The organism is Brevundimonas sp. NPDC092305, assembly GCF_044755415.1.
Taxonomy (GTDB): Bacteria; Pseudomonadota; Alphaproteobacteria; order Caulobacterales; family Caulobacteraceae; genus Brevundimonas.
This window is the reverse complement of sequence record NZ_JBIVQY010000001.1, coordinates 828,027-853,358: the sequence shown is the minus strand read 5'-3', so window position 1 is coordinate 853,358 and position 25,332 is coordinate 828,027. Positions and strand designations below refer to the sequence as shown.

Annotated in this window: 29 protein-coding genes and 1 tRNA gene; 7 read left to right on the top strand and 23 right to left on the bottom strand. The window is 66.6% G+C overall.

Going from position 1 to position 25,332, the window contains the following annotated elements; translation table 11 throughout:
* Genes nuoG through ACIQC9_RS04180 form a run of 10 tightly spaced genes read right to left on the bottom strand, consistent with a single transcriptional unit; the run spans position 1 to position 7,906 of the window.
* Positions 1-2,049 carry an NADH-quinone oxidoreductase subunit NuoG gene (nuoG, locus tag ACIQC9_RS04225; protein WP_400612739.1) on the bottom strand — a complete coding sequence of 683 codons (2,049 nt, stop codon included), beginning with the start codon at positions 2,047-2,049 and terminating at the stop codon, positions 1-3.
* Positions 2,049-2,546, bottom strand: a complete 498-nt coding sequence (locus ACIQC9_RS04220; protein WP_400612737.1) for a hypothetical protein — start codon at positions 2,544-2,546, stop codon at positions 2,049-2,051. The genes nuoG and ACIQC9_RS04220 overlap by 1 nt, the downstream gene beginning before the upstream one ends.
* A 2-nt stretch (positions 2,547-2,548) precedes the next feature.
* Positions 2,549-3,862: an NADH-quinone oxidoreductase subunit NuoF gene (nuoF, locus tag ACIQC9_RS04215; RefSeq protein ID WP_400612735.1), complete on the bottom strand. Its 1,314-nt coding sequence runs from the start codon at positions 3,860-3,862 to the stop codon at positions 2,549-2,551.
* 2 nt (positions 3,863-3,864) lie between these two features.
* Positions 3,865-4,095: a hypothetical protein gene (locus tag ACIQC9_RS04210; RefSeq protein ID WP_400612732.1), complete on the bottom strand. Its 231-nt coding sequence runs from the start codon at positions 4,093-4,095 to the stop codon at positions 3,865-3,867.
* Positions 4,096-4,365, bottom strand: coding sequence for a hypothetical protein (locus ACIQC9_RS04205; protein WP_400612729.1), 270 nt, complete (start codon positions 4,363-4,365; stop codon positions 4,096-4,098).
* Positions 4,362-5,024: an NADH-quinone oxidoreductase subunit NuoE gene (gene nuoE, locus ACIQC9_RS04200; RefSeq protein ID WP_400612728.1), complete on the bottom strand. Its 663-nt coding sequence runs from the start codon at positions 5,022-5,024 to the stop codon at positions 4,362-4,364. The genes ACIQC9_RS04205 and nuoE overlap by 4 nt, the downstream gene beginning before the upstream one ends.
* Positions 5,021-6,289 (bottom strand): NADH-quinone oxidoreductase subunit D, encoded by a 1,269-nt coding sequence (locus ACIQC9_RS04195; RefSeq protein WP_400612725.1) that lies wholly within the window; start codon positions 6,287-6,289, stop codon positions 5,021-5,023. Before ACIQC9_RS04195 ends, nuoE begins: the two co-directional genes overlap by 4 nt.
* Positions 6,289-6,909 carry an NADH-quinone oxidoreductase subunit C gene (locus ACIQC9_RS04190; protein WP_400612723.1) on the bottom strand — a complete coding sequence of 207 codons (621 nt, stop codon included), beginning with the start codon at positions 6,907-6,909 and terminating at the stop codon, positions 6,289-6,291. The genes ACIQC9_RS04195 and ACIQC9_RS04190 overlap by 1 nt, the downstream gene beginning before the upstream one ends.
* On the bottom strand, positions 6,906-7,559 hold the full coding sequence (locus tag ACIQC9_RS04185) for a NuoB/complex I 20 kDa subunit family protein (RefSeq protein ID WP_400612721.1): 654 nt from the start codon (positions 7,557-7,559) through the stop codon (positions 6,906-6,908). The genes ACIQC9_RS04190 and ACIQC9_RS04185 overlap by 4 nt, the downstream gene beginning before the upstream one ends.
* A complete protein-coding gene (locus tag ACIQC9_RS04180; RefSeq protein ID WP_400612719.1) occupies positions 7,529-7,906 on the bottom strand; it encodes an NADH-quinone oxidoreductase subunit A in 378 nt (125 codons plus the stop codon). Before ACIQC9_RS04180 ends, ACIQC9_RS04185 begins: the two co-directional genes overlap by 31 nt.
* 209 nt (positions 7,907-8,115) lie before the next feature.
* On the opposite strand from ACIQC9_RS04180, the gene ACIQC9_RS04175 reads away from it, so the two are divergent.
* From ACIQC9_RS04175 to ACIQC9_RS04165, 3 genes are all read left to right on the top strand, one after another.
* The gene (locus tag ACIQC9_RS04175; protein ID WP_400612716.1) at positions 8,116-9,744 is read left to right on the top strand and encodes an AbgT family transporter; all 1,629 of its coding nucleotides are present in this window, start codon (positions 8,116-8,118) and stop codon (positions 9,742-9,744) included.
* A gap of 96 nt (positions 9,745-9,840) precedes the next feature.
* A tRNA-Asp gene (locus ACIQC9_RS04170) sits at positions 9,841-9,917 on the top strand.
* Between the two features lie 174 nt (positions 9,918-10,091).
* On the top strand, positions 10,092-10,847 hold the full coding sequence (locus tag ACIQC9_RS04165) for a hypothetical protein (RefSeq protein ID WP_400612714.1): 756 nt from the start codon (positions 10,092-10,094) through the stop codon (positions 10,845-10,847).
* Here ACIQC9_RS04165 and ACIQC9_RS04160 read toward each other — a convergent pair.
* Complete coding sequence (locus ACIQC9_RS04160; RefSeq protein WP_400612712.1) at positions 10,844-11,203, bottom strand: hypothetical protein; 360 nt, start codon at positions 11,201-11,203, stop codon at positions 10,844-10,846. The genes ACIQC9_RS04165 and ACIQC9_RS04160 overlap by 4 nt on opposite strands.
* 240 nt (positions 11,204-11,443) lie before the next feature.
* Between ACIQC9_RS04160 and ACIQC9_RS04155 the strand changes: the two genes are divergently transcribed.
* From ACIQC9_RS04155 to ACIQC9_RS04145, 3 genes are all read left to right on the top strand, one after another.
* On the top strand, positions 11,444-12,961 hold the full coding sequence (locus tag ACIQC9_RS04155) for a DEAD/DEAH box helicase (RefSeq protein WP_400612709.1): 1,518 nt from the start codon (positions 11,444-11,446) through the stop codon (positions 12,959-12,961).
* A 92-nt stretch (positions 12,962-13,053) separates the two neighbouring features.
* On the top strand, positions 13,054-14,109 hold the full coding sequence (locus tag ACIQC9_RS04150; RefSeq protein WP_400612707.1) for a diguanylate cyclase: 1,056 nt from the start codon (positions 13,054-13,056) through the stop codon (positions 14,107-14,109).
* Between the two features lie 11 nt (positions 14,110-14,120).
* Positions 14,121-14,903, top strand: a complete 783-nt coding sequence (locus ACIQC9_RS04145) for a lysophospholipid acyltransferase family protein (protein ID WP_400612706.1) — start codon at positions 14,121-14,123, stop codon at positions 14,901-14,903.
* Here the strand turns inward: ACIQC9_RS04145 and ACIQC9_RS04140 are convergent, their stop codons facing one another.
* The 9 genes from ACIQC9_RS04140 to ACIQC9_RS04100 are packed head-to-tail and all read right to left on the bottom strand — an operon-like array spanning position 14,904 to position 22,078.
* Positions 14,904-15,290, bottom strand: a complete 387-nt coding sequence (locus ACIQC9_RS04140) for a HesB/IscA family protein (protein ID WP_400612704.1) — start codon at positions 15,288-15,290, stop codon at positions 14,904-14,906.
* A 2-nt stretch (positions 15,291-15,292) separates the two neighbouring features.
* Complete coding sequence (locus ACIQC9_RS04135) at positions 15,293-15,685, bottom strand: SUF system Fe-S cluster assembly protein (RefSeq protein ID WP_400612702.1); 393 nt, start codon at positions 15,683-15,685, stop codon at positions 15,293-15,295.
* Positions 15,685-16,923, bottom strand: coding sequence for an aminotransferase class V-fold PLP-dependent enzyme (locus tag ACIQC9_RS04130; RefSeq protein ID WP_400612700.1), 1,239 nt, complete (start codon positions 16,921-16,923; stop codon positions 15,685-15,687). The genes ACIQC9_RS04135 and ACIQC9_RS04130 overlap by 1 nt, the downstream gene beginning before the upstream one ends.
* Positions 16,902-17,930, bottom strand: a complete 1,029-nt coding sequence (gene sufD, locus ACIQC9_RS04125; protein ID WP_400612699.1) for a Fe-S cluster assembly protein SufD — start codon at positions 17,928-17,930, stop codon at positions 16,902-16,904. The genes ACIQC9_RS04130 and sufD overlap by 22 nt, the downstream gene beginning before the upstream one ends.
* On the bottom strand, positions 17,927-18,688 hold the full coding sequence (sufC, locus tag ACIQC9_RS04120; protein ID WP_400612697.1) for a Fe-S cluster assembly ATPase SufC: 762 nt from the start codon (positions 18,686-18,688) through the stop codon (positions 17,927-17,929). Before sufC ends, sufD begins: the two co-directional genes overlap by 4 nt.
* Positions 18,688-19,014, bottom strand: a complete 327-nt coding sequence (locus tag ACIQC9_RS04115) for a hypothetical protein (protein WP_400612695.1) — start codon at positions 19,012-19,014, stop codon at positions 18,688-18,690. Before ACIQC9_RS04115 ends, sufC begins: the two co-directional genes overlap by 1 nt.
* Positions 19,011-20,477, bottom strand: coding sequence for a Fe-S cluster assembly protein SufB (gene sufB, locus ACIQC9_RS04110; protein WP_400612693.1), 1,467 nt, complete (start codon positions 20,475-20,477; stop codon positions 19,011-19,013). The genes ACIQC9_RS04115 and sufB overlap by 4 nt, the downstream gene beginning before the upstream one ends.
* Positions 20,478-20,480: 3 nt before the next feature.
* A complete protein-coding gene (locus ACIQC9_RS04105) occupies positions 20,481-21,617 on the bottom strand; it encodes a cysteine desulfurase family protein (RefSeq protein WP_400612691.1) in 1,137 nt (378 codons plus the stop codon).
* A complete protein-coding gene (locus ACIQC9_RS04100) occupies positions 21,614-22,078 on the bottom strand; it encodes an Rrf2 family transcriptional regulator (protein ID WP_400612688.1) in 465 nt (154 codons plus the stop codon). The genes ACIQC9_RS04105 and ACIQC9_RS04100 overlap by 4 nt, the downstream gene beginning before the upstream one ends.
* Positions 22,079-22,238: 160 nt before the next feature.
* Here ACIQC9_RS04100 and ACIQC9_RS04095 point away from each other — a divergent pair, with 160 nt between their 5' ends.
* Positions 22,239-22,889 carry an alpha/beta hydrolase gene (locus tag ACIQC9_RS04095; RefSeq protein ID WP_400612686.1) on the top strand — a complete coding sequence of 217 codons (651 nt, stop codon included), beginning with the start codon at positions 22,239-22,241 and terminating at the stop codon, positions 22,887-22,889.
* Here the strand turns inward: ACIQC9_RS04095 and ACIQC9_RS04090 are convergent.
* From ACIQC9_RS04090 to ACIQC9_RS04080, 3 genes are read right to left on the bottom strand one after another with little or no spacing between them, the layout of a single operon-like run.
* Positions 22,886-23,572 (bottom strand): DUF6624 domain-containing protein, encoded by a 687-nt coding sequence (locus ACIQC9_RS04090; protein ID WP_400612683.1) that lies wholly within the window; start codon positions 23,570-23,572, stop codon positions 22,886-22,888. The genes ACIQC9_RS04095 and ACIQC9_RS04090 overlap by 4 nt on opposite strands.
* Positions 23,573-23,626: 54 nt before the next feature.
* The gene (locus tag ACIQC9_RS04085; protein ID WP_400612681.1) at positions 23,627-24,829 is read right to left on the bottom strand and encodes an exo-beta-N-acetylmuramidase NamZ domain-containing protein; all 1,203 of its coding nucleotides are present in this window, start codon (positions 24,827-24,829) and stop codon (positions 23,627-23,629) included.
* Positions 24,826-25,332, bottom strand: a complete 507-nt coding sequence (locus ACIQC9_RS04080) for a DOMON-like domain-containing protein (RefSeq protein WP_400612679.1) — start codon at positions 25,330-25,332, stop codon at positions 24,826-24,828. The genes ACIQC9_RS04085 and ACIQC9_RS04080 overlap by 4 nt, the downstream gene beginning before the upstream one ends.

Sequence of the window (25,332 nt, the reverse complement as noted above, 5' to 3'; positions counted from 1 at the left end):
TTATTCCGCCGCCATCGCGACCGGGGCGATCCGCTGGGCGGACAGCTCGGCCATCGTCGCGCTGGCGCGCGTGATCGGGTTGTTGAGATACGGGTCGCGGACGGGCGAACTGAATGCGGTGTCGCCCACGTCGCCCTTCCGGCCCAACGCGGCCACGTCGAACGCCGCCGGCGTCGGCACATAGTCGATGCGGCCGAAGGTCGGGTGATCCGCCATCAGCTTCGCCCGCAGTTGCGACAGCGAGTCATACGGCAGCGTCTGACCGACCTTGGCCGACAGCGCCCGCAGGATGGCCCAGTCTTCCTTGGCCTGACCCTTGGGGAACACGACCCGTTCGGCCATCTGCACCCGGCCCTCGGTGTTGACGTACAGGCCATCCTTCTCGGTATAGGCCGCGCCCGGCAGGATCACATCCGCGCCGTGCGCGCCGCGATCGCCGTGGCTGCCCAGATAGACCTTGAAGGCCTTGGTCGCCGAGGCGTCGATCTCGTCGGCGCCCAGCAGGAACAGCACGTCCAGCGCGCCCTTCTTGACCATGTCGACAGCGCTCAGACCGCCTTCGCCGGGGACGAAGCCCATGTCGAGACCACCGACCCGCGACGCGGCGCTGTGCAGCACGTTGAAGCCGTTCCAGCCCTCGGTCACGACGCCGACCTTCTTCGCCAGCGCGCCCAGCGCGTTCAGCACCGCCGGTCCGTTGGCGCCCGAGACAGCGCCAGCGCCGACGATGATCGCCGGCCGCTCGGCCCTGGTCAGGAAGTCCATCGCCTCCTTTGGCAGCTTGCCGACCGTCTGTGAGCCCGCGCCCAGATACGCATAGTCGAACGTCAGGGCCGCCTGCTCGCCGATCAGGCCGATCTCGGCCTTGCCCGACAGCCAGATCTTGCGCAGGCGCGCGTTCAGAAGCGGCGCCTCGACGCGCGGATTGGCGCCGACGATCAGCACCGCATCCGCGTTCTCGATCCCGGCCAGACCGCTGTTGAACAGCCAGCCTTCGCGCGGACCGTAGCCCAGCGTCGAGCCGTCCTGACGGCAATCCGTGTTGGCCGAGCCCAGCGCGCGGAACAGGTCCAACGCCGCCTTCATCGACTCTGCGTCCTGCAGGTCACCGGCGACCACGCCGATCTTCTCGGGCTTCGCGGCGGTCAGCTTCGCGGCCACGGCGCCCAGCGCCTCATCCCACGACGCGACATGCAGCTTGCCATCCTCGCCACGCACATAGGGGCGATCAAGCCGGCGCGCCTGCAGACCGTCGACCGCATAGCGGCTGACGTCGGACAGCCATTCCTCGTTGATGCCCTCGTGGACCCGCGGCAGCACGCGCATCACCTCGGCGCCCTTGGCGTCGGCGCGGATGTTGGAGCCCAGCGCGTCCATGACGTCGATGGTCTCTGTCTTCTTCAGCTCCCACGGGCGGTAGTGATACTGCCACGGGCGGTGGGTCAGCGCGCCCACCGGGCACAGATCGTTCACGTTGCCCGACAGCTCGCTGTCGATGTTCTTCTCGAGATAGGTGGTGATCTCGGCGTCCTCGCCGCGCGAGATCATGCCGATGTCGGGCACGCCCGCCACCTCGGTGATGAAGCGGACACAACGGGTGCACTGAATGCACCGCGTCATGAAGGTCTTCACCGTCGGACCCATGTTCTTTTCTTCGACCGCCCGCTTGTTCTCGGCGTAGCGCGAGCCGTCGCGGCCATAGCCCATGGCCTGGTCCTGCAGGTCGCATTCGCCGCCCTGGTCACAGATCGGGCAGTCGAGCGGGTGGTTGATGAGCAGGAACTCCATCACCCCTTCGCGCGCCTTCTTGACCATCGGCGTGTCGGTGAAGATCTCCTGGCCCTCGGCGGCCGGCAGGGCGCAGCTGGCCTGCGGCTTGGGCGGTCCGGGCTTCACCTCGACCAGGCACATGCGGCAGTTGCCGGCGATCGACAGCCGCTCGTGATAGCAGAAACGCGGAATCTCATGGCCGGCCTGTTCGGCGACCTGCAGCACGGTCATGCCCGGCTGGAACTCGGTTTCTACGCCGTTGACCTTGGCGACGGGCATCAGCGGGCCTCTTGCTCAGCGGCCACGGCGTACTCTTCCGTGGCGGTCGTCCCATCCGGGAGCGTCGTGGTGATGGTGACCTGATCGCCGTCGAGAGCGAAGCGGGTCACGGGATCGGCGGCGGTGTTCATCCACCGGTCCTCTTCGGGATTTTTGGCGTCCGAGGGCTTCCAGGTCACGACCTCGCCTTCGACGCGGCATTGGGCCCGGCGCCGTCCGCCGTCGACCGGCGCGGGCCAGGAGGCGTTGACGACCTGACCTTCCAGACCGTCGATCTGCATCGCCGACAGCGCCTGTCCGTGAATGTTGGCCAGGCCCGCGCGGCATATCTGCCGCAGCTGCCCGGCCGTCAGCGCGATCGGCGCCTGGGCCTGTGCATCCGACTTCACCGGGGCGGCCGAGACCTTCTCCGCCGGGGTCGGCGCAGCCGTGTCCGCCCGCTCGCCGCAGGCGGCGAGGGTCAGGGAGGCCAGCGTCAGGACGGCGATACGGCTCATCGTCACTCCGCCGCGATCGCGTGGCCGGCGAAGTTCGCGCGGCGGCTGCGGTATTGCGAGATGCGGTCCTCGATCTCGTGACGGAAGTGCCGGATCAGGCCCTGCACCGGCCACGCCGCGGCGTCGCCCAGCGCGCAGATGGTGTGGCCCTCGATCTGGGTCGAGACCTCCAGCAGCATGTCGATCTCGGACGGGTCGGCCTCGCCGATCGCCATCCGCTCCAGCACGCGCCACATCCAGCCGGTGCCCTCGCGGCACGGCGTGCACTGGCCGCAGCTCTCGTGCTTGTAGAAATAGCTGATGCGGGCGATCGCCTTCACCAGATCGGTCGACTGGTCCATCACGATCACCGCCGCCGTGCCCAGACCCGAGCGCATGTCGCGCAGGGAGTCGAAATCCATCAGCGCCGTCTCGGACATCTCGCGCGTGATCAGGGGCACGGACGATCCGCCCGGGATCACCGCCTTCAGATTGTCCCAGCCGCCGCGCACGCCGCCGCAGTGCTCTTCCAGCAGCTGCTTCAGCGGGATCGACATCGCCTCTTCGACATTGCACGGCCGGTTCACGTGGCCGCTGATGGTCATCAGCTTGGTGCCCGTGTTGTTCGGCCGGCCGAAGCCCGCGAACCACTCGGCCCCGCGACGCAGGATGGTGCCGACGACCGCGATCGACTCGACGTTGTTCACCGTGGTCGGGCAGCCGTACAGGCCCGCGCCGGCCGGGAACGGCGGCTTCAGACGGGGCTGGCCCTTCTTGCCTTCCAGCGACTCCAGCAGGGCCGTCTCTTCACCACAGATGTAGGCGCCGGCGCCGTGGTGGATGTAGACGTCGAAGTCCCAGCCGTGGACGTTGTTCTTGCCGATCAGCTTGGCTTCGTAAGCCTGCTTGACCGCCGCCTCCATGCGCTCGCGCTCGAGCACATATTCACCGCGCAGATAGATGTAACAGGCGTGCGCCTGCATCGCGAAGCTGGCGATCAGACAGCCTTCGATCAGCAACTGCGGATCGTGGCGCATGATCTCCCGGTCCTTGGCGGTCCCGGGCTCGGATTCGTCGGCGTTGACCACCAGGTAGTGAGGACGATCCTTCACTTCCTTTGGCATAAAGGACCACTTCAGACCCGTCGAGAAGCCCGCGCCGCCGCGTCCGCGCAGGCCCGAGTTCTTGACGTTGTTGATGATCCAGTCCCGACCGAGGTCGAGCATGTCCTTGGTGGCGTTCCACGCCCCACGGCTCTTCGCCCCCTCCAGCGTCCAGTCCTGGAGGCCGTAGAGGTTGAGGAAGATCCGGTCCTTGTCTTCGAGGATGCCGACCATGGTCAGTTCAGATCTCCGCGCAGGTTCTCTTCCTGCCTCAGTTTTCGACGCCCGAGAACGAACAGTACGGCCCCCGCCAGCACCATCACGCCGCCGAGAATCGTCACGACCTCGAGCCCCTCGCCCAGCACTCCGGCAAGCCCGAGCACGAGCAGAACCGCTCCGATGACGGCGTCGAAGACGCCCATCTGAACGAACAGGCGGCCGACGGACGGCGCTTTCTTCTCCGCCATCTACAGCCCCTCCCGCAGACGGCGTTTGTGGTGCTGCGTGCGGATATAGATCGCGGCAAGAACCATCGCCCAGCCCAGAGCCAGCGAGCCGTAGGCGAACGGCAGCGCCTCGTTGCTCAGGCCCCACGTCCCGTAGCGCGAGCCCAGCGCCAGCCCGGCGCCCAGCGTGATGAACGCCAGCCCGCCCCAGCGGATCGGCCAGCCGACGCGGCGCAGTTCCTTGCGGTAGGCCGCGCGGCCCTCTTCGGTTTCGAGATCCGGCGCGCTCATGCGGGCACCGGCTTCGAGTTCGGCAGCGACTTGATCTTCTTCGCCGCCGAGCCGTCGTACAGCTTCGGATCGGTCAGGGTCAGCGCACCGCCTTCCGGAGCTGAGCTGACGCGATCGACGCGGGTTCCCGGCCTGGGCGTCTTGCCCGCCGCGAAGTCGTCGATGATCTGGTTCAGCGTGTCGGCCGTCAGGTCCTCGAAGTAGTAGTCGTTGATGGCGGCCATAGGCGCGTTGGCGCAGGCGCCCATGCACTCGACCTCTTCCCAGCTGAAGCGACCGTCGGCGCTGACCGTATGCTTGTGGCCGATCCGCGACTTGCAGACAGCCATCAGGTCATTGGACCCGCGCAGCATGCAGGGCGTCGTTCCGCAGACCTGAAAATGCGCCACGGTTCCAACGGGTTCGAGCTGGAACATCGTGTAGAAGGTCGCGACTTCCAGCACCCGGATGTAGGGCATGCCCAGCAGCTCGGCGATCGCGCGGATCGCCGGTTCGGACACCCAGCCTTCCTGCTTCTGAACCAGCCACAGGATCGGGATCACGGCCGACTGGCTGCGGTTGTCCGGATATTTGGCGATCCACCAGTCGGCCTTTGTCTTCGTCGCCTTCGAGAAGGCGAACGAGGCCGGCTGTTCCTTGGCGAGACGACGAACGCTCATCGGTCCACTTCTCCGAAAACGATGTCGAGCGAGCCGAGGATGGCGCTCACGTCGGCCAGCATGTGGCCGCGGTTCATCCAGTCCATCGCCTGCAGCGAGCGGAAGCCCGGCGCCGAGATCTTCACGCGGTACGGTTTGTTGGTGCCGTCCGACACCAGATAGATTCCGAACTCGCCCTTGGGCGCCTCGACCGAGGCGTAGACCTCGCCCTCAGGCGTCTTGAAGCCCTCGGTGTACAGTTTGAAGTGGTGAATCAGCGCTTCCATCGACCGCTTCATCTCACCGCGCTTGGGGGGGACGATCTTGTTGTCCTCGACCATCACCGGCTCGCCGGGGCAGTTGCGCAGCTTGTGGATGCACTGCTCCATGATCCGCACTGATTGCTTCATCTCCTCGATGCGGCACAGGTAGCGGTCCCAGCAGTCGCCGTTCTTGCCGACAGCGATGTCGAACTCCAGCTCGGCGTAGCATTCGTACGGCTGCGACTTGCGCAGGTCCCACGGGATGTCCGAGCCGCGGATCATCACGCCGGTGAAGCCCCAGTCCAGCGCCTCCTGCTTGGACACCACGCCGATGTCGACGTTGCGCTGCTTGAAGATGCGGTTCTCGGTGACGAGGCTTTCGATGTCCTTCAGCGCCGCGGGGAAGGTCTGGCACCAGCGGCCGATGTCGTCGATCAGATCATTCGGCAGGTCCAGATGGACGCCGCCCGGACGGAAGTAGTTGGCGTGGAGGCGAGCGCCGCAGGCGCGCTCATAGAACACCATCAGCTTCTCGCGCTCCTCGAAGCCCCAGAGCGGCGGCGTCAGGGCGCCCACGTCCATGGCCTGGGTCGTCACGTTCAGCAGGTGGCTCAGGATCCGGCCGATTTCCGAGTACAGGACGCGGATCAGCTGGGCGCGGTACGGAACCTCGATCCCCAGCAGCTTCTCGATCGCCAGACAGAAGGCGTGCTCCTGGTTCATCGGCGCGACGTAGTCTAGTCGATCCAGATACGGCACGTTCTGCAGATACGTCCGCGCCTCCATCAGCTTCTCGGTGCCGCGATGCAGCAGGCCGATGTGCGGATCAACGCGGGTGACCAGCTCGCCGTCCAGCTCCAGCACCAGACGCAGCACGCCGTGCGCGGCCGGGTGTTGCGGGCCGAAGTTGATCGTGAACTTGCGGTCGTCCAGCGCGCGGGCGTGCTCGGTCCGGCCGTCGTGCGGCTCGTCGAAGATGTCGGTGGCGCCGACGACGACCGGGATTTTCGTTCCGTCCGCCATCACTTCACCTTCTCGTCGCCCGGCAGCACCGGGGCCGGATACTCCGCGCCTTCCCACGGCGACAGGAAGTCGAAGTTGCGGAACTCCTGCGTCAGCTTGACGGGTTCATAGACCACCCGCTTCTGCTCCTCGTCGTACCGGACCTCGACATAGCCGGTCATCGGGAAGTCCTTGCGCAGCGGATGTCCCTGAAAACCGTAGTCGGTCAGCAGACGGCGCAGATCGGGATGTCCCTCGAACAGCATGCCGTACATGTCGAACGCCTCGCGCTCGAACCAGTCGGCGCACGGGAAGACCGAAACCACGCTCGGCACCGGCTGGACCTCGTCGGTCGTCACCTTCACCCGGATGCGCGCGTTCCGCGTCAGGCTGAGCAGGTGATAGACCACCTCGAACCGCTCCTCGCGATCCGGGAAGTCCACGCCGCACAGGTCCAGCAACTGCTGGAACCCGAAGCGATCCTTCAACACCGTCAGTACGTTCACGATCTTGCCGCGCTCGGCGATAAGCGTCAGCTCGCCGAACGCCACCTGCGCCTGCACGCCCAGCGCGCCGACCATCTCGGCGCCCAGCGGCGTCAGGGCTGTCTCGAGCTCCTGCTGCTTTACCAGAGAGGTCATCGGTCGATGGTCCCCGTCCGGCGGATCTTCTTCTGCAGCTGCAGCAGCCCGTACAGCAGCGCCTCCGCCGTCGGCGGGCACCCGGGCACATAGGCGTCCACCGGCACGACCCGGTCGCAACCGCGAACGACGCTGTAACTGTAGTGGTAGTACCCGCCGCCGTTGGCGCAGCTGCCCATCGACAGGACGTAGCGCGGGTCCGGCATCTGGTCGTAGACCTTGCGCAGGGCCGGAGCCATCTTGTTGGTCAGGGTGCCGGCCACGATCATCAGGTCCGACTGACGCGGGCTGGCGCGCGGAGCCATGCCGAAGCGCTCCATGTCGAAGCGCGGCATCGAGGCCTGCATCATCTCCACGGCGCAACAGGCCAGACCGAACGTCATCCACATCAGCGAGCCGGTGCGCGCCCAGTTGATCACGTCGTCCAGCGAGGTGGTGATGAAGCCACGCTCGCCCAGCTCGGCGTTCACGGCCTCGAAGAACTTGTCGTGGATCGCCGGGTCGTAACCCTCGACGGTCGAGCGGGCGCCCATGCCAAACGAGACAGGCGACGACGCGCCCGGCCCCACCGGCGATGCGCCGGAGTTGCCCATGCCGATCAGCGGCACATTGTTGGTCGTCACTCCCATTCGAGCGCGCCCTTCTTCCATTCGTAGATGAAGCCGACGGTCAGCACGCCGAGGAACACCATCATCGACCAGAAGGCGAAGACCATGCCCGCCTGCGGCAGGTCGAACATCGACACCGCCCACGGGAACAGGAACGCGACTTCAAGGTCGAAGATGATGAAGAGGATCGACACCAGATAGAACCGCACGTCGAACTTCATCCGCGCATCGTCGAAGGCGTTGAAGCCGCACTCATAGGCCGACAGCTTTTCCGAGTCGGGGTTCTTCGGCGCCAGCACCCAGGCCGCCAGCATGAAGCCGAGGCCGAGCACCGCCGCGATCCCGAGAAAGACCACGATCGGCAGATATTCAAGCAGGAATGCATTCATCCGGAAGGGACCCTGTCCGCCGGGTGGGAGGGGCGGATTCGGCGCTTTCTAGACCCGGATCGTTCGACGTTCAAACCCAAGCCGCAAAAGGATTTTGTTGCGAATGGTTCGCAGCACTCCGGACAGTCTGTCGCACTCTCCTCGCCTTGCGCCTGGACCGCTGCTCAAGCCCTATGGCCGGCTTCGAGTGAGACGTCCGGGAGGGGCGAATGGCCATTGGAACAAAGGTCCTGAACGGGATCGAACGCATCGGCAATCGCCTGCCGGATCCCGTCTTCCTGTTCCTGTGGCTGATCGGCGCCCTGATCGTTCTCAGCCTCGTGGGCGCCGGTCTGGGCTGGTCGGCGGTGAACCCGGTCACCGGCGATACGCTGGCGGCCAAAAGCCTGCTGTCGCCCGAGAATCTGGAACAGCTCTTCATCGGGATGCCGTCGACCCTGACCGACTTCCCGCCGCTGGGGATCGTGGTCACCATCATCTACGGCGCCTCGGTGGCCGAGCGGGCCGGCCTGTTTACCGCCGCCATCCGCGGCCTGCTGCTGAATGCGCCCCGGGTGATCCTGACGCCGGTCATCGTCATCGCCGGCATGGTCTCCCACCACGCCTCTGACGCCGCCTATGTCGTGGTCATCCCGCTCGCCGCCGTCATGTTCGCCGCCGCCGGACGCCACCCCCTCGCCGGTCTCGCCGCAGGGTTCGCGGCCGTCTCCGGAGGCTATGCCGGCAACCTGTTTCCGGGCGCGCAGGACGCGCTGCTGCTGGGCATCACAGAGCCGGCCGCCCACCTGATCGATCCGTCCTATTCGGTGAACATCGCGGGCAACTGGTTCTTCATTGTCGGCGTCGTCATCGTCTTCACTCCGATCGTCTGGTTCATCACCGACCGGATCATCGAGCCCCGCCTCGGCGCATGGAAGCCAACAGACGCCACCGCACCCACGACGGATGAGAAGACACCTCTCAGCGCAGGCGAAAAGCGCGGGCTGATGTACTCGGGCCTGACGGTGCTCGGCATGATCGCCCTCTGGGCCCTGATCACCGCCCTTCCCGGCTCGCCCTTCGTCGATCCGGACGCAGACCCGCAGCAGCGCTTCAACCCCCTCTACAAGTCGCTGGCCGCCTTCTTCGCCCTGACCTTCTTCGTCTCCGGCGCGGCCTTTGGTGTCGGCTCCGGCAGCGTCGCCAGCCATCGCGATCTGGTCCGCATGATGCGCGAAGGCATCGTCCAGCTTGCGCCCTACCTCGTCCTCGTCTTCTTCGCCGCCCACTTCGTGGCCATGTTCAACTGGTCGGGGCTGGGTCCGATCCTCGCCATCAACGCCGCCGAGCAACTGCGCCAGATCGCCCTGCCCGCTCCGCTGCTGCTGATCAGCGTGGTGCTGGTTTCCTGCTTCTTCGATCTGTTCGTCGGTTCCGCCTCCGCCAAGTGGTCGGCCTTGGCGCCGATCGTCGTGCCCATGTTCATGCTGCTGGGCATCAGCCCCGAGATGACCACCGCGGGCTACCGGATGGGCGATTCGGTCACCAACATCGCCACCCCCCTGATGAGCTATTTCCCGCTGATCCTGACCTTCGCCCAGCGCTGGGATCCGAGGTTCGGCCTCGGCTCCCTGATGTCCACCATGCTGCCGTACGCCGGCGCCTTCCTGGTTGCGGGCCTGACCATGGTGGCCATGTGGGTGGCGCTGGACCTGCCGCTTGGACCGGGCGTGGGCGTGCATTACGAACCGCCGCCGCCCGCGACCGCCGCCCAGCCCCCGATCGACGGAGGCGTCTCCGGCCCCGTCGCCCCGCCCGAAGCGGCCGCGGTGGCCGGTCCGGGGGTCGCGACGAAATGATCCTCGATTTCGTACGGGACCGCGCTTGACAGCGGAAGGCGGCCCCGCCTAAACGACGCCCCTCGCCGCGGCGCACCAGCGCTTCGGCCGGGAAACGCGGGTGTAGCTCAGTTGGTTAGAGTGCCGGCCTGTCACGCCGGAGGTCGCGGGTTCGAGCCCCGTCACTCGCGCCACTTCCCTTGAAGTGGCGCACCGCCTTTCCCCAATCCTGATCGCCGGTTTTACGTCCGCCTTGCGCTCACGCGCGGGCGCCACTCGGCGAACGCGACTCCCTTAACCATCTCGTTAGTGATTTACTGCTGCCGTCGGGACAACAGCGGCGGCCTCGCCGCGTCAGGAGTTCGATCATGTCGCTTCCCCGCGCTTCGCTCGCTACCGCACTCGCCGGCATCCTCGCCCTTTCGTCGGCCTGCCCCACAGCAGCCCAGACCCCGGGCCGGCTGTCAGACCTCGTCGGCGCCCGCGCTGGACAGGCCGAGGGGGAACTCGGGCGGCGAGGCTACGAAGCGACCAACCGCAGTGAAGTCGTCGGCGACGGGCGCATGACGTACTGGCGGCGGGGCGACGAATGCGTGTCGATCATGACGCGTGACGGCCGCTACGCCTCGATCAATCAGGCAGGTCGCAGCGAATGCGGCGGATCGGGAGGCGGCAACAATAACGCCGGGGCCGTCGTTGCGGGCGTGGCCCTCGTTGGTCTGGTTGCGGCCCTTGCCGCCCACAACCGCCGCCACGATGACGCCGATCGCAATCACGACAGCGAGTACGAGCGGGGTTATCAGGCCGCCCTCTACGGCGCCGACTATGACGATCGCCATGAGACCGAGGGCTATCACGAGGGCTTTCTCGCCGGGGAAGCGGAAGCCACCAACCGCCGCAACTCGAACACCCGCTGGGTCCGTCAGGCGCCGCGCGACGCCCAGGACGCCTGCTCACGCCGCGCTGACGAGTTCCAGAACCGACCTTATGGCTCCAGCGTCCCCGTCGGCGTTCGCGATCTGGGACGGGGGGAGTTCGAACTGACCATGGCGACCGGCAGCTATCGCTCGATCTGCCGGGTGACGGCGTCCGGGAATGTTCTCTCGATCGACCCGCCCAGCTAGGGCCGGCCGGCCATCAGTACGTTCTGCACGCGACGCCCCAGCGGATCCCGTGACGCCCAGCTGTCGCCCACGCTGGCCTCGATCATGGGCGTGCAAAAGCGGGGGATAAGCATGTTGGGCCGGATATGGGTCAGGCAGACCCGCTCGCCCTCCTGACGCCATCGCGCGGTCAGCCGACGGCCATCCGAGAAATGCGCGGCGTAGGTGCCGTCAGGATTGAACCAGTGCTTGACCCAGCCTCCGTCCGGATAGCGGGACAGGATCGTATTGCCGAAGGCGGACGTAATATCCGCATGCGCCGGCGCGCTTGCGAAGCAAGCGACGGCCGAAAGCGCCAATACCAGCTTACGCGGCATGGAACCCCTCCTTGAAACCCTTCCCGGGGCGGACATTAACGCTCTGTAATCCGTTGCCAAGCCTTCAGGTTCCAAGGTTCGCCAGAAGGCGAAAAGTTGACTCCCGCGTGTGGATATCCATATACGGCGCTCATTCGGGACAGGAAGGCGAATCCGCGCCGCCCGCTCGCCCACGTACGGGCGGTTCCGAGACGTCAGGCGCCGATGCGCGACGCCTTCACTCTTCCAGTCCAAGGACCCATGACCGAATTCTCCCAGCTGGGCCTCTCGCCCACGACCCTGCAGGCGGTCGCCGATACCGGCTACACCACCGCCACCCCTATTCAGGCCCAGGCCATTCCCGTCGCCCTCGCCGGCCGTGACGTATTGGGCATCGCCCAGACCGGCACCGGAAAGACTGCGGCATTCACCCTGCCGATGGTCGACCGCCTCGGCACCGGCCGCGCCCGGGCCCGCATGCCACGCGCCCTCGTGCTGGCCCCCACCCGCGAACTGGCCGATCAGGTCGCCGAAAGCTTCGCCAAATACGCCAAAGGCACCAAGCTGACGTGGGCGCTGCTGATCGGCGGCGTCTCGATGGGCGATCAGGTCGCCATCCTGAACAAGGGCGTCGACGTTCTGATCGCCACCCCCGGTCGCCTGCTGGACCTGTTCGAACGCGGCAAGATGCTGCTGACCGGCGTCGAGATCATGGTCATCGATGAAGCCGATCGCATGCTCGACATGGGCTTCATTCCGGACATCGAACGCATCTTCAAACTGACGCCGCCCAAGCGCCAGACGCTGTTCTTCTCGGCCACCATGCCGCCCGAGATCACGCGCCTGACCACGCAGTTCCTCAAGGATCCCACCCGGATCGAGGCCTCGCGTCCGGCCATGACGGCCGACACCATCACCCAGTACATCGTGCGCATCCCGACCTCGGACCCCAAGGCCAAGCGCACCGCCCTGCGCGCGCTGGTCGGTCGCGAGGACGTTCGCAACGGCATCGTCTTCTGTAATCGCAAGTCCGAAGTCGACATCGTCGCCAAGTCGCTGAAACAGCATGGCTTCGACGCCGCGCCGATTCACGGCGATCTGGACCAGTCGCTACGAATGAAGACGCTGGCGGACTTCCGCTCAGGCGCCCTGAAGATTCTCGTGGCCTCCGACGTGGCCGCGCGCGGTCTGGACATCCCGGACGTCAGCCACGTCTTCAACTACGACGTCTCACACCACGCCGACGACTACGTGCACCGCATCGGCCGCACCGGCCGTGCCGGCAAACTCGGGCAGGCGTTCATGATCGTCACTCCGTCGGACGACAAGTCGCTCGACAAGGTGTTGAAGCTCATCAAGAAAGACCCTGTCGAACTGTCGCTGGACGGCATCGACTTCGGCGCCATCAAGGACCAGCCCCGCCGCGAAAGCGGCCGCGACGGCGCTCGCCGCGGTCGTGGCCGCGAAGACCGCGCCGAACGTCCCCGCAAGGACGCCGCGCCTGTTGACGCCGCTGACATCGATGTTTCCGTCGCCGAAACGGCCCCCGCTCCCGCGCCCGCCGCGTCTTCGGAAGCAGCCTCTGCGGAACCGGTCCGCCGCTCGCGCAGCCGCCGCTCGGCGAAGACCACGGAATCGAAGGCGGACGCTCCCGCCCCGACCGCGGTCGCCAGCACGCCGACGCCGAAGTCCGCGCCAGCGGCCACGCCTGCGCCTTCGACGACCCCAAAGGGCCGCCCCTTCGGCGACGCCGACATCCCCGCCTTCCTGCGTCGCTGACGCCGCAAGCGTGACGGTTTAACTGTCCTTTACCGAACGCGCGGTAGCCTTCGCGCGAGATCGCGATTCGTCGGTCGGTCGGGGAAGATTTGATGTCGGCTGCGGTCGAAACCGCCCTTCGGGGCCCTGAGGCCTATGCGTTCTCCCGCCGGGCGCTCGAAGAGATGGAGTCCGCCAAGGTCTGGCCGACGCCACTGAACTATGAACTCTGGCTTCACTTCCTGAGCGATCCCGAGAGCGCCCTGGGCCGTGAGATGCGCCGAATCCTCGATTCGGCCGAGCCCTTCACCGACGCCACTGCCGACATGCTGGCCGCCGAATACCTGCCTCGTGGCAAACTGACCGAAGAAATCCGCGACGCCGGCCGGGTGCTGGACCGCGAGCTGGCCAGCGTTTCATCCGCCATCGCCCGCGCCCATCGATCGCACGTCGTCTATGGCGAGACCTTGGACAAGGCTGCCGCCAGCATCGAGGCTGTCGAGAGCGCGGCCGAGCTTCAGGCCGTTGTCGGCGGTCTGACCACGGCTACTCGCCGGGTCCAGCGTGAGAACGAGACTCTGGAGAAGAAGCTCGACGCCTCGACCCGCGAGGTCGCCCGTCTGCGCGAGCATCTGGAGCAGGTCCGTCGCGACGCGATGACCGACGCCCTTACGAACCTCGCCAACCGCAAGGCCTTCGACGAACATCTGACCAGCGCCTGCGCACAGGCCGAGGCGACTGGCCATACCCTGACACTGGCGGTGCTCGATATCGACCACTTCAAGCGCTTCAACGACACTTGGGGCCACCAGACCGGCGATCAGGTCCTGCGCTATGTCGCCAGCGTCATGGGGCGCACCGCCCGGCCGCCGCGCATCGCCGCCCGCTACGGGGGCGAGGAGTTCGCGATGGTCTTCCCGCGCGAGAGCCGGCACGAGGTCGAAACCGCGCTGGAGGAAATCCGCCGCGAAATCTCGTCGCGCTCGCTGCGCCGCCGGTCGACCAACGATGACCTCGGCGCCGTCACCCTGTCCGTCGGCTTCGCCAGCCGCCTGCCGGGCGAGGACGCCGTCGCCCTGCTTGGTCGCGCCGACGCCGCCCTCTATGCTTCCAAGCGCGGCGGGCGCAATCAGGTGACCTCGGCCGATCGGCTGGAAAAGGCCGCCTGAGTTCAAACTCCATGCGCAGTTTCGCCTTCGCGGTCGCCTACTGGACGCTGTCGATCGCCTACACCCTGATGGCTGTGATCGCGGCCCTGCTGCCCGGGCGCGACGCCACGGGCTGGATCATCCGCCGATACGTCCGCCGCATGGTGCAGGCGATGCGCGTGCTGGCGGGCATCCGCGTCGAGTATCGCGGCGAGGACCGCCTGCCCGCCGGCGCCTTCATCCTCGCCGCCAAGCACCAGAGCTGGGGCGACGGCTTCTCGGTCTATGACCGGTTCGAGGATCTCGCCTTCGTCACCGGCGACCATCTGGAGAAGTTCCCTCTGATGGCGACGGTGCTGCGCAAGCTGGGCGCCATCGTCGTCAACAACTGCGGCGGCCGCGAAGCGCGCGACTCACTGAAGCAGCGCGGCGCGGACGCCCATCGCGAGGGCAGGCGCATCCTGATCTATCCCGAGGGCAATCTGGCGAAGGTCGGCGAGAAGTTCCGCTACCGCTCCGGCGTCTGGCACATGTACCGCGACTTCGACATGCCGGTCGTCCCGGTCGCCACAAACCTCGGCCTGTTCTGGCCGCAGGAGGAGTTCCGCAAGAACCCCGGCACGGCCACGCTGGAGTTCCTCAACGCTATCCCGACCGGTCTGCCGAAGGACGAGTTCCTCGCCCGGCTCGAAGCCGCCGTCGAAGGCCGCACCGCCGAATTGGTCGCCGAGGCCACAGGCCAGCAGGTGACGCCGGCCATTCAGGTGCCGACGCCGGATGAGCTCAAAAAGGCGAAGGCCGCCGCTGCGGCCTGATCAGTCGGCCGACGCCGCCGGCACGATCGTTACGCTCTCGCCGCAGCCGCAGGCGTCGGTCTGGTTCGGATTCCGAAACACGAACTTCGACGCCAGCTTGGTGACCTCGTAGTCGATCTCGGTCCCGATCAGGAACAGGATCGCCTTGGGCTCGATCACCACCGTCGCGCCCTTGTCGGTCACTGCCTCGTCCAGCGGCCCGATCTCGTCGGCGAAGGCGAAGGTGTACTCCTGCCCCGCGCAGCCCGCGTTTTTGAGCCCGACGCGCAAGGCCTTGTGCCCGCCCGCCTCGGTCAGATCGCGGACGCGCTCGGCCGCCGCGTCGGTCAGGGTGACGACGGCGGGGCGCGGGCGGCGGGGACGGGTCGTGGTGGTCAACTCGCTCATGGTCAGAACATGTTCAGGGCCAGCTTGGCCTCGTCGCTCATCTTGGAGGAGTCCCAGGGCGGATCGAAGACCAGTTCGGCCTTCGCTGATCGCACGCCGTCGACCTTGCGCACCGCATCCTCGACCCAGCCCGGCATCTCGCCGGCCACCGGACATCCGGGCGCGGTCAGCGTCATCTCGATCGCCACATCGCGATCGTCGGACAGGTCGACCTTGTAGATCAGGCCCAGCTCATAGATGTCGACCGGGATTTCGGGGTCATAGACGGACTTCAGCGCCTCGATGATGTCGTCCGTCATCCGGTCGATCTCACCCTGTTCAAGGGCGGACTTCTGCGGCTCGTCCCAGGCTTCGACGAAGTCGGGGCTGTCTGACTTGATGGATTGATCCGTCATCACTCGAAGAACTTCCGCGCGCGATCCAGCGCCTCCACGAAGGCGTCTGCATCCTCCATCGTATTATATAGGGCGAAGCTGGCCCGCGCGCTCGACGTCAGACCAAATCGTTTCGCCAGCGGCTCGGCGCAGTGCAGGCCGGCCCGCACGGCCACGCCATACCGGTCCATGATCTGCGCCACGTCATGAGCATGCGCACCCTCGACGGTGAAGGTCAGGATCGAGCCCTTGTCCTTTGCCTCGCCGATGATCTGCAGGCCGTTGACGCCGCGCAGTCCCTCGACCGCGCGCCGATAGACCGCCAACTCGTGGGCCCGCACCGCGTTCGCATCGAACTGGCTCAGCCACGTGATCGCCGCGCCCAGACCTATGGCCTCGAGGATCGGCGGCGTCCCGGCCTCGAACCGGTGCGGCGGCTTCGCGTAGGTGATCCGGTCCATCTCGACCGTCTCGATCATCTCGCCCCCGCCCTGGTATGGCGGCAGGGCCTCCAGCGCGTCGGTTCGGCCGTACAGCGCGCCAATCCCCGTCGGCCCGTACAGCTTGTGTCCGGTAAAGGCGTAGAAGTCGCAGCCGATGGCCTGCACGTCCGGTCCGCAATGCACCGCGCCCTGACAGCCGTCGATCAGCACCTTCGCCCCGACCGCATGGGCCATACGCGTGATCTCGGCCACCGGGTTGATGGTCCCCAGCACGTTCGACATGTGGGTGACCGCGACGACCTTCGTCTTCGGGCCCAGCAAGTCGCCGTAGGCCGCCATGTCCAGCGATCCGTCGTCCAGCACCGGAATCCACTTCAGCACCGCCCCGCGCCGTTCGCGCAGGAGGTGCCAGGGCACGATGTTGGAGTGATGCTCCATCTGACTGACGACGATCTCATCGCCCGGCTGGATCGACTGACCGATGCCCGCAGCCACCAGATTGATCGCCTCGGTCCCGCCCTTGGTCCAGACGATGTTGTCGGGCGTCTCCGCATTCAGGAACCGCGCCACGCCCTCGCGCGCCGCCTCGAACGCCTCCGTCGTTTCATTCGCGAGCGTATGCAGCCCGCGATGGACGTTGGCGTAGCTGCCCTCCATCGCCGCCGTCATGGCGTCGATCACCGCCCGCGGCTTCTGCGCCGAGGCGGCCGAGTCCAGGTAGACCAGCGGCTTGCCGTTCACCGTCCGCGACAGGATCGGGAACTGCGCCCGCGCGGCCCAGGCGTCGAAGGTGGTCACAGTCGAGCCGTCAGCCATTCCCGCACCACCTCTCTCGCGCCCTCATGCTCGATGCGGTCAACCACTTCGATCAGGAAGGCCTGCGTCAGCAACGCACGCGCCTCATCAGCCGGGATGCCGCGCTGCTGCATGTAGAACAGGGCGCTCTCATCCAGATTGCCCACCGTATTGCCGTGCGCGCACTGCACGTCGTCGGCGTAGATGATCAGCTCCGGCTTGGCGTCCACCTCGCCCCGCTCGCCGAGGATCAGGGCCTGATGCTGCATGCGCGCATCGGTGCCGTCGGCCCCGCGCTCGACGATGATCTTGCCCTGAAACACGCCGCGTGCGGTGTCGCGTACGACGCCCTTGGTCAGTTGGCTGGTCAGACCGTTGGCGGCCACGTGATCCACCACCGACGTCAGATCGCTCTGCCGCGCGCCCGACAGCGCATACACCCCGTCCAGCCGCACGTCCGCGCCCTGCGCCAAATGGAGCACCTGCGTCTCCAGCCGCTGCAGCTTCGCTCCGGTCGCCACGATCGTCTGGCGATAGGTTCCGCCCGCCTCGACCCGCACATGCGCCTGGGTAATCGAAATCGCGTCCTCAGGCTCGTCGACCAGCACGATCCGTGTCACCTCGGCTCCGCGCGCGACGTCGAGCTCCAGCCGGTTCTGGGCGACATAGCCGGAACCCTGCCCCTCATGCGTCTCCAGCAGCAGCAGCTTCGCGCCGGCCCGCGCCGAAATCCGCGCCGAGGACGCATGGCCCGTGTTGTTGGCCTTGTGGATGAAGCGCAGGCGAACGGTCTGCTGACCTGAAGCCACGAAGGCGTCCACGCTCACGGCGCGGCCGTTCACGAACACCATGGCCTCGCCGCGCAGGGTCTCGAACGGTCCGCCTCCGACGACCGGCACGGCCGCCGACGGCGACGGCTCAGGCGCCTCGCGCAGGACCTTGCGCAGGTCCGAGTATTTCCACGTCTCAACCCGCCGCGACGGGAAGCTGGACGCGTCCTTCAGATCGATGGCCGGCAGCGCGTTCACGCCGCCCCCACCAACTCTGGCGCCACATACTTGTCGTAGCCCTCGGCCTCGAGCTCCAGCGCAAGCTCCGGCCCGCCCAACGCCACGATCCGGCCGGCCGCCAGCACATGCACCCGGTCGGGTTTGATGTAGTCCAGCAGCCGCTGATAGTGGGTGATCACCAGCATCGACCGCTCCGGCGACCGCAGGGCGTTCACCCCGTCAGCCACGATGCGCAGCGCGTCGATGTCTAGACCGGAGTCGGTCTCGTCGAGGATCAGCAGCGACGGCTCCAGCAGAGCCATCTGCAGGATCTCCATCCGTTTCTTCTCGCCGCCCGAGAAGCCGACGTTCAGCGGCCGCTTCAGCATGTCGAAGTTCATCTTCAGCTTCGTCGAGGCCGCCTTGACCAGCTTCAGGAAGTCGGGCGCCGACACCTCGGCCTCGCCCCGCGCCCGCTTCTGGGCATTCAGCGCCGTGCGGATGAAGGTCATGGCCGGAACGCCGGGGATCTCCAGCGGATACTGGAACGACAGGAACAAGCCTTTGGCGGCCCGCTCGGCCGGATCGAGCGCCAGCAGGTCGTCGCCGTTCCACTCGACTGAGCCCTCGCTCGCTTCATAGCCCGGCCGTCCGGTCAGGGCGTAACCCAGCGTCGACTTGCCCGCCCCGTTCGGCCCCATGACCGCATGCACCTCGCCCGCCGGCACGGCGAGCGTCAGCCCGTTGAGGATCGGCTTGTCGCCGATGGAGACGTGGAGGTTGGAGATAGAAAGCATCAATCTTCTTCTTCGTTGAGGCGCTCGGCCTCATCTTCAATTTCGCGGATCTGGGCTGGTGAAAAACCTGCCGCCTTGGCGGCCGTAGAAAAACGGCGCTGAACTACCGCTCCGGCCCAGCCCATCAGAGCAGCGCCAGCGACCAAAATGAGCAGAGCCAGACGCCAGTCGGGCCGCGACGCTCCGGAGAAGCCTGGCACGCTGGCGAGGAGCAGAACCAGCCCGGCAACTGCCAAGAGAAGACCGGCGACCGAAGCCACACCAAAGACGTCGCGGGGCACCGACCGAGCCTCCCGGACAAGCTGATCGCGCGTGACGTCGCTCACCCCACGCTCCCCTCGAGGCTGATCGCCACCAGCTTCTGCGCTTCCACCGCGAACTCCATTGGGAGCTTCTGCATCACGTCGCGCACGAAGCCGTTGACGAGCAGGGCCACCGCCTCCTCCTGCGAGAGCCCGCGCTGCTGGGCGTAGAACAACTGGTCCTCGCTCAGGCGCGTCGTGGTCGCCTCGTGCTCCAGCTGGGCCGAGCCGTTGCGGGCCTCGATGTAGGGGATGGTGTGCGAGCCGCAGTCCTTGCCGATCAGCAGGCTGTCGCACTGGGTGAAGTTGCGCACGCCCGATGCCTTGGGGTGCACCGACACCAGCCCGCGATAGGTCGAATCGGATTTCCCCGCCGACACCGCCTTGGCGATGATCCGGCTCTTAGAGTTCTTGCCTAGATGGATCATCTTGGTGCCGGTGTCGGCCTGCTGATGTCCGTTGGTGATGGCGATCGAGTAGAACTCGCCCGAGCTCTCCTCGCCCTTCAGGATGCAGGACGGGTACTTCCACGTCACCGCAGAGCCGGTCTCCACCTGCGTCCACGACACCTTCGACCGGTCGCCGCGGCAGTCAGCGCGCTTGGTGACGAAGTTGTAGATGCCGCCCTTGCCCCCGGCGTCGCCGGGGTACCAGTTCTGGACCGTCGAATACTTCACCTCGGCGTCGTCCAGCGCCACGATCTCGACGACGGCCGCGTGCAGCTGGTTCTCGTCGCGCATCGGGGCGGTGCAGCCCTCGAGATAAGAGACGTAGCTGCCTTTGTCGGCGATGATCAGGGTCCGTTCGAACTGGCCCGTCTGGCTGGCGTTGATGCGGAAATAGGTGGACAGCTCCATCGGACAGCGCACGCCCGGCGGGATGTAGACGAACGATCCGTCGGAAAAGACCGCGCTGTTCAGCGCCGCGAAATAGTTGTCCGAGACGGGCACGACCGAACCCAGATACTGCCGCACCAGTTCCGGATGCTCCCTCAGGGCCTCCGAGATGGGCATGAAGATCACGCCGGCCTTGGCCAGCTCGGCCTTGAAGGTCGTGACCACGCTGACGCTGTCGAACACGGCGTCCACCGCCACCCTGGGCGCACCCTGCACGCCCGCCAGCACTTCCTGCTCCTTCAGCGGGATGCCCAGCTTGCGATAGACCTCGAGCAGTTCGGGATCGACCTCGTCGAGGCTCTTCGGCCCCTCCTTCTGCCTGGGCGCGGCGTAGTAGAACAGGGACTGGTAGTCGACCGGCTCATATTTCACCGAGGCCCAGGTCGGTTCCTCCATCGCCAGCCAGCGCTCATAGGCGGCCAGACGCCATTCCAGCATCCACTCCGGTTCGCCCTTCTTCTCGGAAATGAAGCGCACGATGTCGGCGTTCAGGCCACGCGGCGCGAATTCCGTATCAATATCCGAGGTGAAGCCGTGCTCGTACTTCTCCAGCGCGGCGACGGCGTCAATGGTTTCCTGAACAGCAGCCATGACTTACGCGACTTCCCTCACGCGCTGCTCATGCCGCGCGCGATGCTTTTCGTATGCGGCGATCCACGCCTCGGCGAACCGGCTCCAGTCGCTTTCGACAGTGCCCCAGCCGCCCGACACCCGGACGCCGCCGGTGGCGAGGTCATGCAGGCCCATGGCGCTGATCGCCTTGGACGGCTTGGTCTTGCCCGACGAACAGGCGCTGCCGGCCGACACCATCACACCCTGCAAATCGAGTGTGATCAGTTGCTGCGGGCTGTCCCAGCCCACGACCGCCATGAACAGCGTATTGGGCAGCCGCTCGACGGCGCCACCGATGATCGTCGCGCCTGCCGCACTAACGCGGGCCTCGGCCGCGTCACGCCACGCCTTATGCTCACTGGCCAGATACAAATCCCTCGCCGCGCAGTCCGCCGCCGTTCCAAAGCCTGCGATACCCGGCACATTCTCGGTACCCGCCCGCAGCCCGCGCTCCTGCCCGGCTCCATGAAGAATGCGCACGGCCTCGCGGCCCGGCTTCAGCACCAGCGCGCCGACGCCCTGCGGCCCGCCCAGCTTGTGCGCCGACAGGGTCAGGCTGTCCGCGTCCAGCATCCGCATGTCGACGGCGATCTTGCCCGCCGACTGGATCGCATCGACGTGCAGCCAGCCGCCCGCCGCGCGCACCAGCGCCGCGGCCTCGACGATCGGCTGGATCACCCCACTCTCGTTATTCGCATGATGGATCGCCACTACAGCGGGCCCGCCGCGAGCCAGCGCGAGCCCCAGCCATTCCAGATCGACCACGCCGTTCGCATCGACCGGCAGTACTTCGACCGGCGCGCCCGACGCCGTCGCGGCCTCGGCCACGCACGGATGCTCCGTCGCGCCCACGATCAACCGCTCGCAACCGGCCTTCAACGCGCTGACGATCGCCTGTGCATTCGACTCCGTCCCGCCGGACGAGAAAACCACCGCCGTCGGATCGGCTCCGACCAGCTCGGCCACCTGCGCCCGCGCCGTCTCGATCCGCGCCCGCGCCCGCCGTCCGGCGGCATGCACCGCCGACGGATTGCCGTTGTCAGCCAAGGCCTTGGCCATGACGTCCTGAACTTCCGGACGAACCAGACCCGAGGCGTTGTAGTCGAGATAGACGCTCACGCCGCCACCTCCGACAGGGACGCCATCAGCGCCCGGCGACGCTGGCTGGTTCGGTTCAGGATCACGTCCTCCAGCGACACCGCCGCCAGATAGGCGTGGATCTCGGCGCCCAGATCTTCCCACAGATTGTGCGTGATGCAGCGTTCGCCGCCCATCATGCAGCCGCGGGGCGTGCCCTGCCCCGAGCAACGCGTCGCCCGGATCGGCTCGTCAACCGCCAGAACGATCTCGGCCACCACGGTTTCATTCGCCGCCTTGGCCAGTCGGTAGCCACCGCCCGGCCCGCGCACGCTCTTCACCAGACCGCTCTTGCGAAGGCGCGCGAACAGCTGCTCCAGATAGCTCAGCGAGATTTCCTGACGCGCCGCGATCTCGGCCAGAGACACTGCCCGCTCGCGGCCATTCCGGGCCAGATCGGCCATCGCCATCACGGCGTATCGTCCCTTGGTCGACAGTCGCATTGAGGACCCTCAAAAATCGCGCGCTTTTCGGGGCTCCTGTGCTAGAACCCGCGCCTTCGCGAGGCGGCGCAGCGCAAGCGGGACTTAGAAAGTCCTACCCCTGTGGTCAAGTATTGCGCACCTGCGAAATGACAATTGAACACGGGATTCTCGACCACCGATGCCTGAAGTCATCCTGCCCGGCGCCTCTGGCCGTATCGAAGGCCGTTATTCCCCGGGCAAGCGCCCGAACGCCCCGATCGCACTGATCCTGCACCCGCACCCCAAGGCGGGCGGGCACATGAACAATCCGGTGGCGGTCACCCTCTACCAGCTGTTCGTCAAGCGCGGCTTTGCGACCCTCCGCTACAACAGCCGCGGCGTCGGCAAGTCGCAAGGCGAGTTCGACAGCGGCATCGGCGAATTGGCCGACGCGGCCACGGCGCTCGACTGGCTTCAGTCAAATAATCCCGCCGCCACCCAGACCTGGGTCGCCGGCTATCAGTTCGGCGCCTACATCGGCATGCAGCTGCTGATGCGCCGGCCCGAGACGGATGGCTTCATCTCCGTGTCGCCCCCGTCGAATATGTACGACTTCAGCTTCCTCGCCCCCTGCCCCGCCTCGGGTCTGTTCCTGCATGGCACGGCCGACACCGTCGTGCCGCCGATCGAGGTCGAGCGCGTGGTCAACAAGCTGCGCACCCAGAAGGGCATCGTCATCGACTACGAACTGGAAGAGGGCGCGACCCACTTCTGGCAGGACCACATGGACGCCGTCGAAACCCGCGTCGGCGCCTATCTGGACAAGCGACTGGCCGAGAACCCGGCCTAGTTCTTGTCGCAGGGCGGATAGTCGGCGAACACGGCCTCGTATTCCGCGAGCGTCCATTGGAATCCCATGGCCCGTCGCCGTGCGTCGGCGTTGGCGGGGTCTTCCAGATTCTCCCAGTCAATGACCAGCTTGCCGCCCTTGCAGATCACCTGCGTGCCGTACCTCTGCGGTCGGCGCTCATTGATCGCCAGACGATCGTACATCAGGCCATAGGACTGGCCGTCGACCTCGCCAGCCTCGACCAACGGCTCCAGTATCGGAACGAACCGCCGCCACTGCTCGAGATCCGAGTGCTGGATGATTAGGAACGCCGCCTTCGAGGCCTGCTCTCCATAGACGCTCTTCCGGAACCAGCCTTCTTCCGGAACCATCGGCAACAGTTCCGCCAGCAGCCGGTCGTCCATCGCCATCACCGGCGCCCACATGACCGCTATCGCCGCCTGCCGCTCCGCCTCAGGCAGGACGCCCAGATCGATCGGGGTCAGGGTCCGACGGCCGACCTGGTCGAGCACCCCCATTCGCTCTAGACGCTCTCGATCGCTCGTCGCGGGCGGCAGGGCGGCCTGTCGGGCCTCCTCGGCCGCGATAGCCTCGGCTACCGGCGCGATCAGGGCCTGCGCTTCCGGGCTCAGCGGTGCAGGCGCCTGAAAAGCCAGAACGGCTGCAACCAGTAGTGCGATCATGATGTCCCTCCCGAACTCGGACAACAGCCGTCGATCATGGCGAAGATGCGACCGTCAGTAGAGCAGATGGGGCTTCCGCGCCTCTTGCCAAGCCTTCTCGTCCGGAAGAGCCAGCGCATCGAGTTCGTCCGCCGTCGACCCCGGCGCGTCCACCCATTCCCGCAGCCCCGGCCCGCCGTTGATCACGTCGATCGGAAGCTTGCCGAAGGCGTACTCATACGGGAAATCCCGCCACAGGTCGTAGTCAGGGTACAGCCGCCGCACGGCCTTGAACCCAAGCGCCTGCACCCGCCACGGCCTGAACGCCGCATGGTCGTAGGTCGGATCGTCCACATGGATCTGCACTCCGGAGCAGAGCTTGCCGACGTGTTTGTGGAAGGTCGGTTCGAACCACATGTCGCGTAGCATGCAGCCCTTCAGCCAGTCCGGCGCGAACGCCCGCATCTCCTCGATCACCGCCCGCGCATCGATGTCCGGCGCCCCGAACAGCTCCAGCGGTCGGGTCGTCCCGCGTCCTTCCGACAGGGTCGCGCCTTCCAGCATGACGGTGCCGGCATAGGCCCGGGCCATGCTCAGGTTGGGGGCGTTCGGGCTCGGGTTGACCCAGCTGCGCTGACCAAGCGGCCAGCCGTACCCGGGCCCTGTTTCCGGCTCCCAGCCTTCCATTGTGATCACGCGATAGTCCACGTCCAGCCGGAAGTGGTCGATGAACCAGCGCCCCAGCTCGCCCATGGTCAGGCCGTGCCGCATCGGCATCGGCCCCGCCCCGACGAAACTCTCCCAACCCGACAGCAGCGTCAGCCCCTCGACCGGCCGCCCGGCCGGGTTAGGACGATCCAGCACCCACACCGACTTGCCGTGCTTCTGCGCCGCCTCCAGCACGTAGAGCAGGGTCGTCACATAGGTGTAGATGCGACAGCCGAGGTCCTGCAGGTCGATCAGGATGACGTCGAACGTCTCCATCCATTCGTCCTTCGGACGACGGACCTCCCCATAGAGGCTGAACACCGGCACGCCGTGGACGGGATCCCGATAGTCCGGGCTCTCCACCATATTGTCCTGCAGGTCGCCCTTCATTCCGTGCTGCGGCCCGAACAGCGCCGTCAGGGTGATGTCCGGATGTCCGGCCAGCGCATCCACCCCATGGGTCAGGTCCGCCGTCACCGACGCCGGATGCGCCAGCAGCGCGACCCGCCGCCCCTTCAATGGCGCGCTCAGCTCAGGGTCGGACAACAGGCGGTCGAGGCCGAAATTCATGGCAGGTCCAGCGCGAAGGAATCGGAATGGTGAAAGTCCGGGAACGGGGACGGATGGGCCAGCGCCCAATACGTCAGGCCGCCGTCGACATCCTCGATGACCGCCGAGAGCGCCAGACGATCGGCGCCCGACGGCAGCTCGACCCGCGCCTCAAGCGCCGCATAGTCGCTCCCGGCGTCCAGCCCCAGCACGACCGCGGCCTCGTCGGCGTTCCGCATCCCCTCGCGATAGCCGTCGAAGCCGTAGCTCGCCCAGCGTCCTGACGGCGACAGGTTGAACTCGCCATAGCCGTCGGCCGTCCGAACGAAGGCCTCGAAACAGGTGTGCTTCCACAACTCGTCGGCCCGCCCCGGTTCCGCCGCCTTGGGCCATTCGATCCGGTCGACATCGCCCTCGACCACGAACCGCAGCCACAGCGACGCGCCGTCCCGCTCCAGCTCGACACACACGCACCCGGCGGGGCCGGACGGGTTCTGCGGAAAGGGTATGAGATCGACCTTCAT

Coding starts and splice junctions, on each gene's coding strand:
- sufB (WP_400612693.1), bottom strand. CDS start 20,477: ATGGCTGCTGTTCAGGAAACCATTGACGCCGTCGCCGCGCTGGAGAAG.
- ACIQC9_RS04100 (WP_400612688.1), bottom strand. CDS start 22,078: ATGCGACTGTCGACCAAGGGACGATACGCCGTGATGGCGATGGCCGAT.
- ACIQC9_RS04080 (WP_400612679.1), bottom strand. CDS start 25,332: ATGAAGGTCGATCTCATACCCTTTCCGCAGAACCCGTCCGGCCCCGCC.
- ACIQC9_RS04140 (WP_400612704.1), bottom strand. CDS start 15,290: ATGAGCGAGTTGACCACCACGACCCGTCCCCGCCGCCCGCGCCCCGCC.
- ACIQC9_RS04090 (WP_400612683.1), bottom strand. CDS start 23,572: ATGATCGCACTACTGGTTGCAGCCGTTCTGGCTTTTCAGGCGCCTGCA.
- ACIQC9_RS04085 (WP_400612681.1), bottom strand. CDS start 24,829: ATGAATTTCGGCCTCGACCGCCTGTTGTCCGACCCTGAGCTGAGCGCG.
- nuoF (WP_400612735.1), bottom strand. CDS start 3,862: ATGGTCGGCATCCTCGAAGACAAGGACCGGATCTTCCTCAACCTCTAC.
- ACIQC9_RS04155 (WP_400612709.1), top strand. CDS start 11,444: ATGACCGAATTCTCCCAGCTGGGCCTCTCGCCCACGACCCTGCAGGCG.
- ACIQC9_RS04205 (WP_400612729.1), bottom strand. CDS start 4,365: ATGAGCGCGCCGGATCTCGAAACCGAAGAGGGCCGCGCGGCCTACCGC.
- ACIQC9_RS04150 (WP_400612707.1), top strand. CDS start 13,054: ATGTCGGCTGCGGTCGAAACCGCCCTTCGGGGCCCTGAGGCCTATGCG.
- ACIQC9_RS04220 (WP_400612737.1), bottom strand. CDS start 2,546: ATGAGCCGTATCGCCGTCCTGACGCTGGCCTCCCTGACCCTCGCCGCC.
- ACIQC9_RS04095 (WP_400612686.1), top strand. CDS start 22,239: ATGCCTGAAGTCATCCTGCCCGGCGCCTCTGGCCGTATCGAAGGCCGT.
- ACIQC9_RS04210 (WP_400612732.1), bottom strand. CDS start 4,095: ATGGCGGAGAAGAAAGCGCCGTCCGTCGGCCGCCTGTTCGTTCAGATG.
- sufC (WP_400612697.1), bottom strand. CDS start 18,688: ATGCTTTCTATCTCCAACCTCCACGTCTCCATCGGCGACAAGCCGATC.
- ACIQC9_RS04145 (WP_400612706.1), top strand. CDS start 14,121: ATGCGCAGTTTCGCCTTCGCGGTCGCCTACTGGACGCTGTCGATCGCC.
- ACIQC9_RS04190 (WP_400612723.1), bottom strand. CDS start 6,909: ATGACCTCTCTGGTAAAGCAGCAGGAGCTCGAGACAGCCCTGACGCCG.
- ACIQC9_RS04180 (WP_400612719.1), bottom strand. CDS start 7,906: ATGAATGCATTCCTGCTTGAATATCTGCCGATCGTGGTCTTTCTCGGG.
- ACIQC9_RS04195 (WP_400612725.1), bottom strand. CDS start 6,289: ATGGCGGACGGAACGAAAATCCCGGTCGTCGTCGGCGCCACCGACATC.
- ACIQC9_RS04165 (WP_400612714.1), top strand. CDS start 10,092: ATGTCGCTTCCCCGCGCTTCGCTCGCTACCGCACTCGCCGGCATCCTC.
- ACIQC9_RS04175 (WP_400612716.1), top strand. CDS start 8,116: ATGGCCATTGGAACAAAGGTCCTGAACGGGATCGAACGCATCGGCAAT.
- ACIQC9_RS04130 (WP_400612700.1), bottom strand. CDS start 16,923: ATGGCTGACGGCTCGACTGTGACCACCTTCGACGCCTGGGCCGCGCGG.
- ACIQC9_RS04185 (WP_400612721.1), bottom strand. CDS start 7,559: ATGGAAGAAGGGCGCGCTCGAATGGGAGTGACGACCAACAATGTGCCG.
- nuoE (WP_400612728.1), bottom strand. CDS start 5,024: ATGAGCGTTCGTCGTCTCGCCAAGGAACAGCCGGCCTCGTTCGCCTTC.
- ACIQC9_RS04135 (WP_400612702.1), bottom strand. CDS start 15,685: ATGACGGATCAATCCATCAAGTCAGACAGCCCCGACTTCGTCGAAGCC.
- nuoG (WP_400612739.1), bottom strand. CDS start 2,049: ATGCCCGTCGCCAAGGTCAACGGCGTAGAAACCGAGTTCCAGCCGGGC.
- ACIQC9_RS04160 (WP_400612712.1), bottom strand. CDS start 11,203: ATGCCGCGTAAGCTGGTATTGGCGCTTTCGGCCGTCGCTTGCTTCGCA.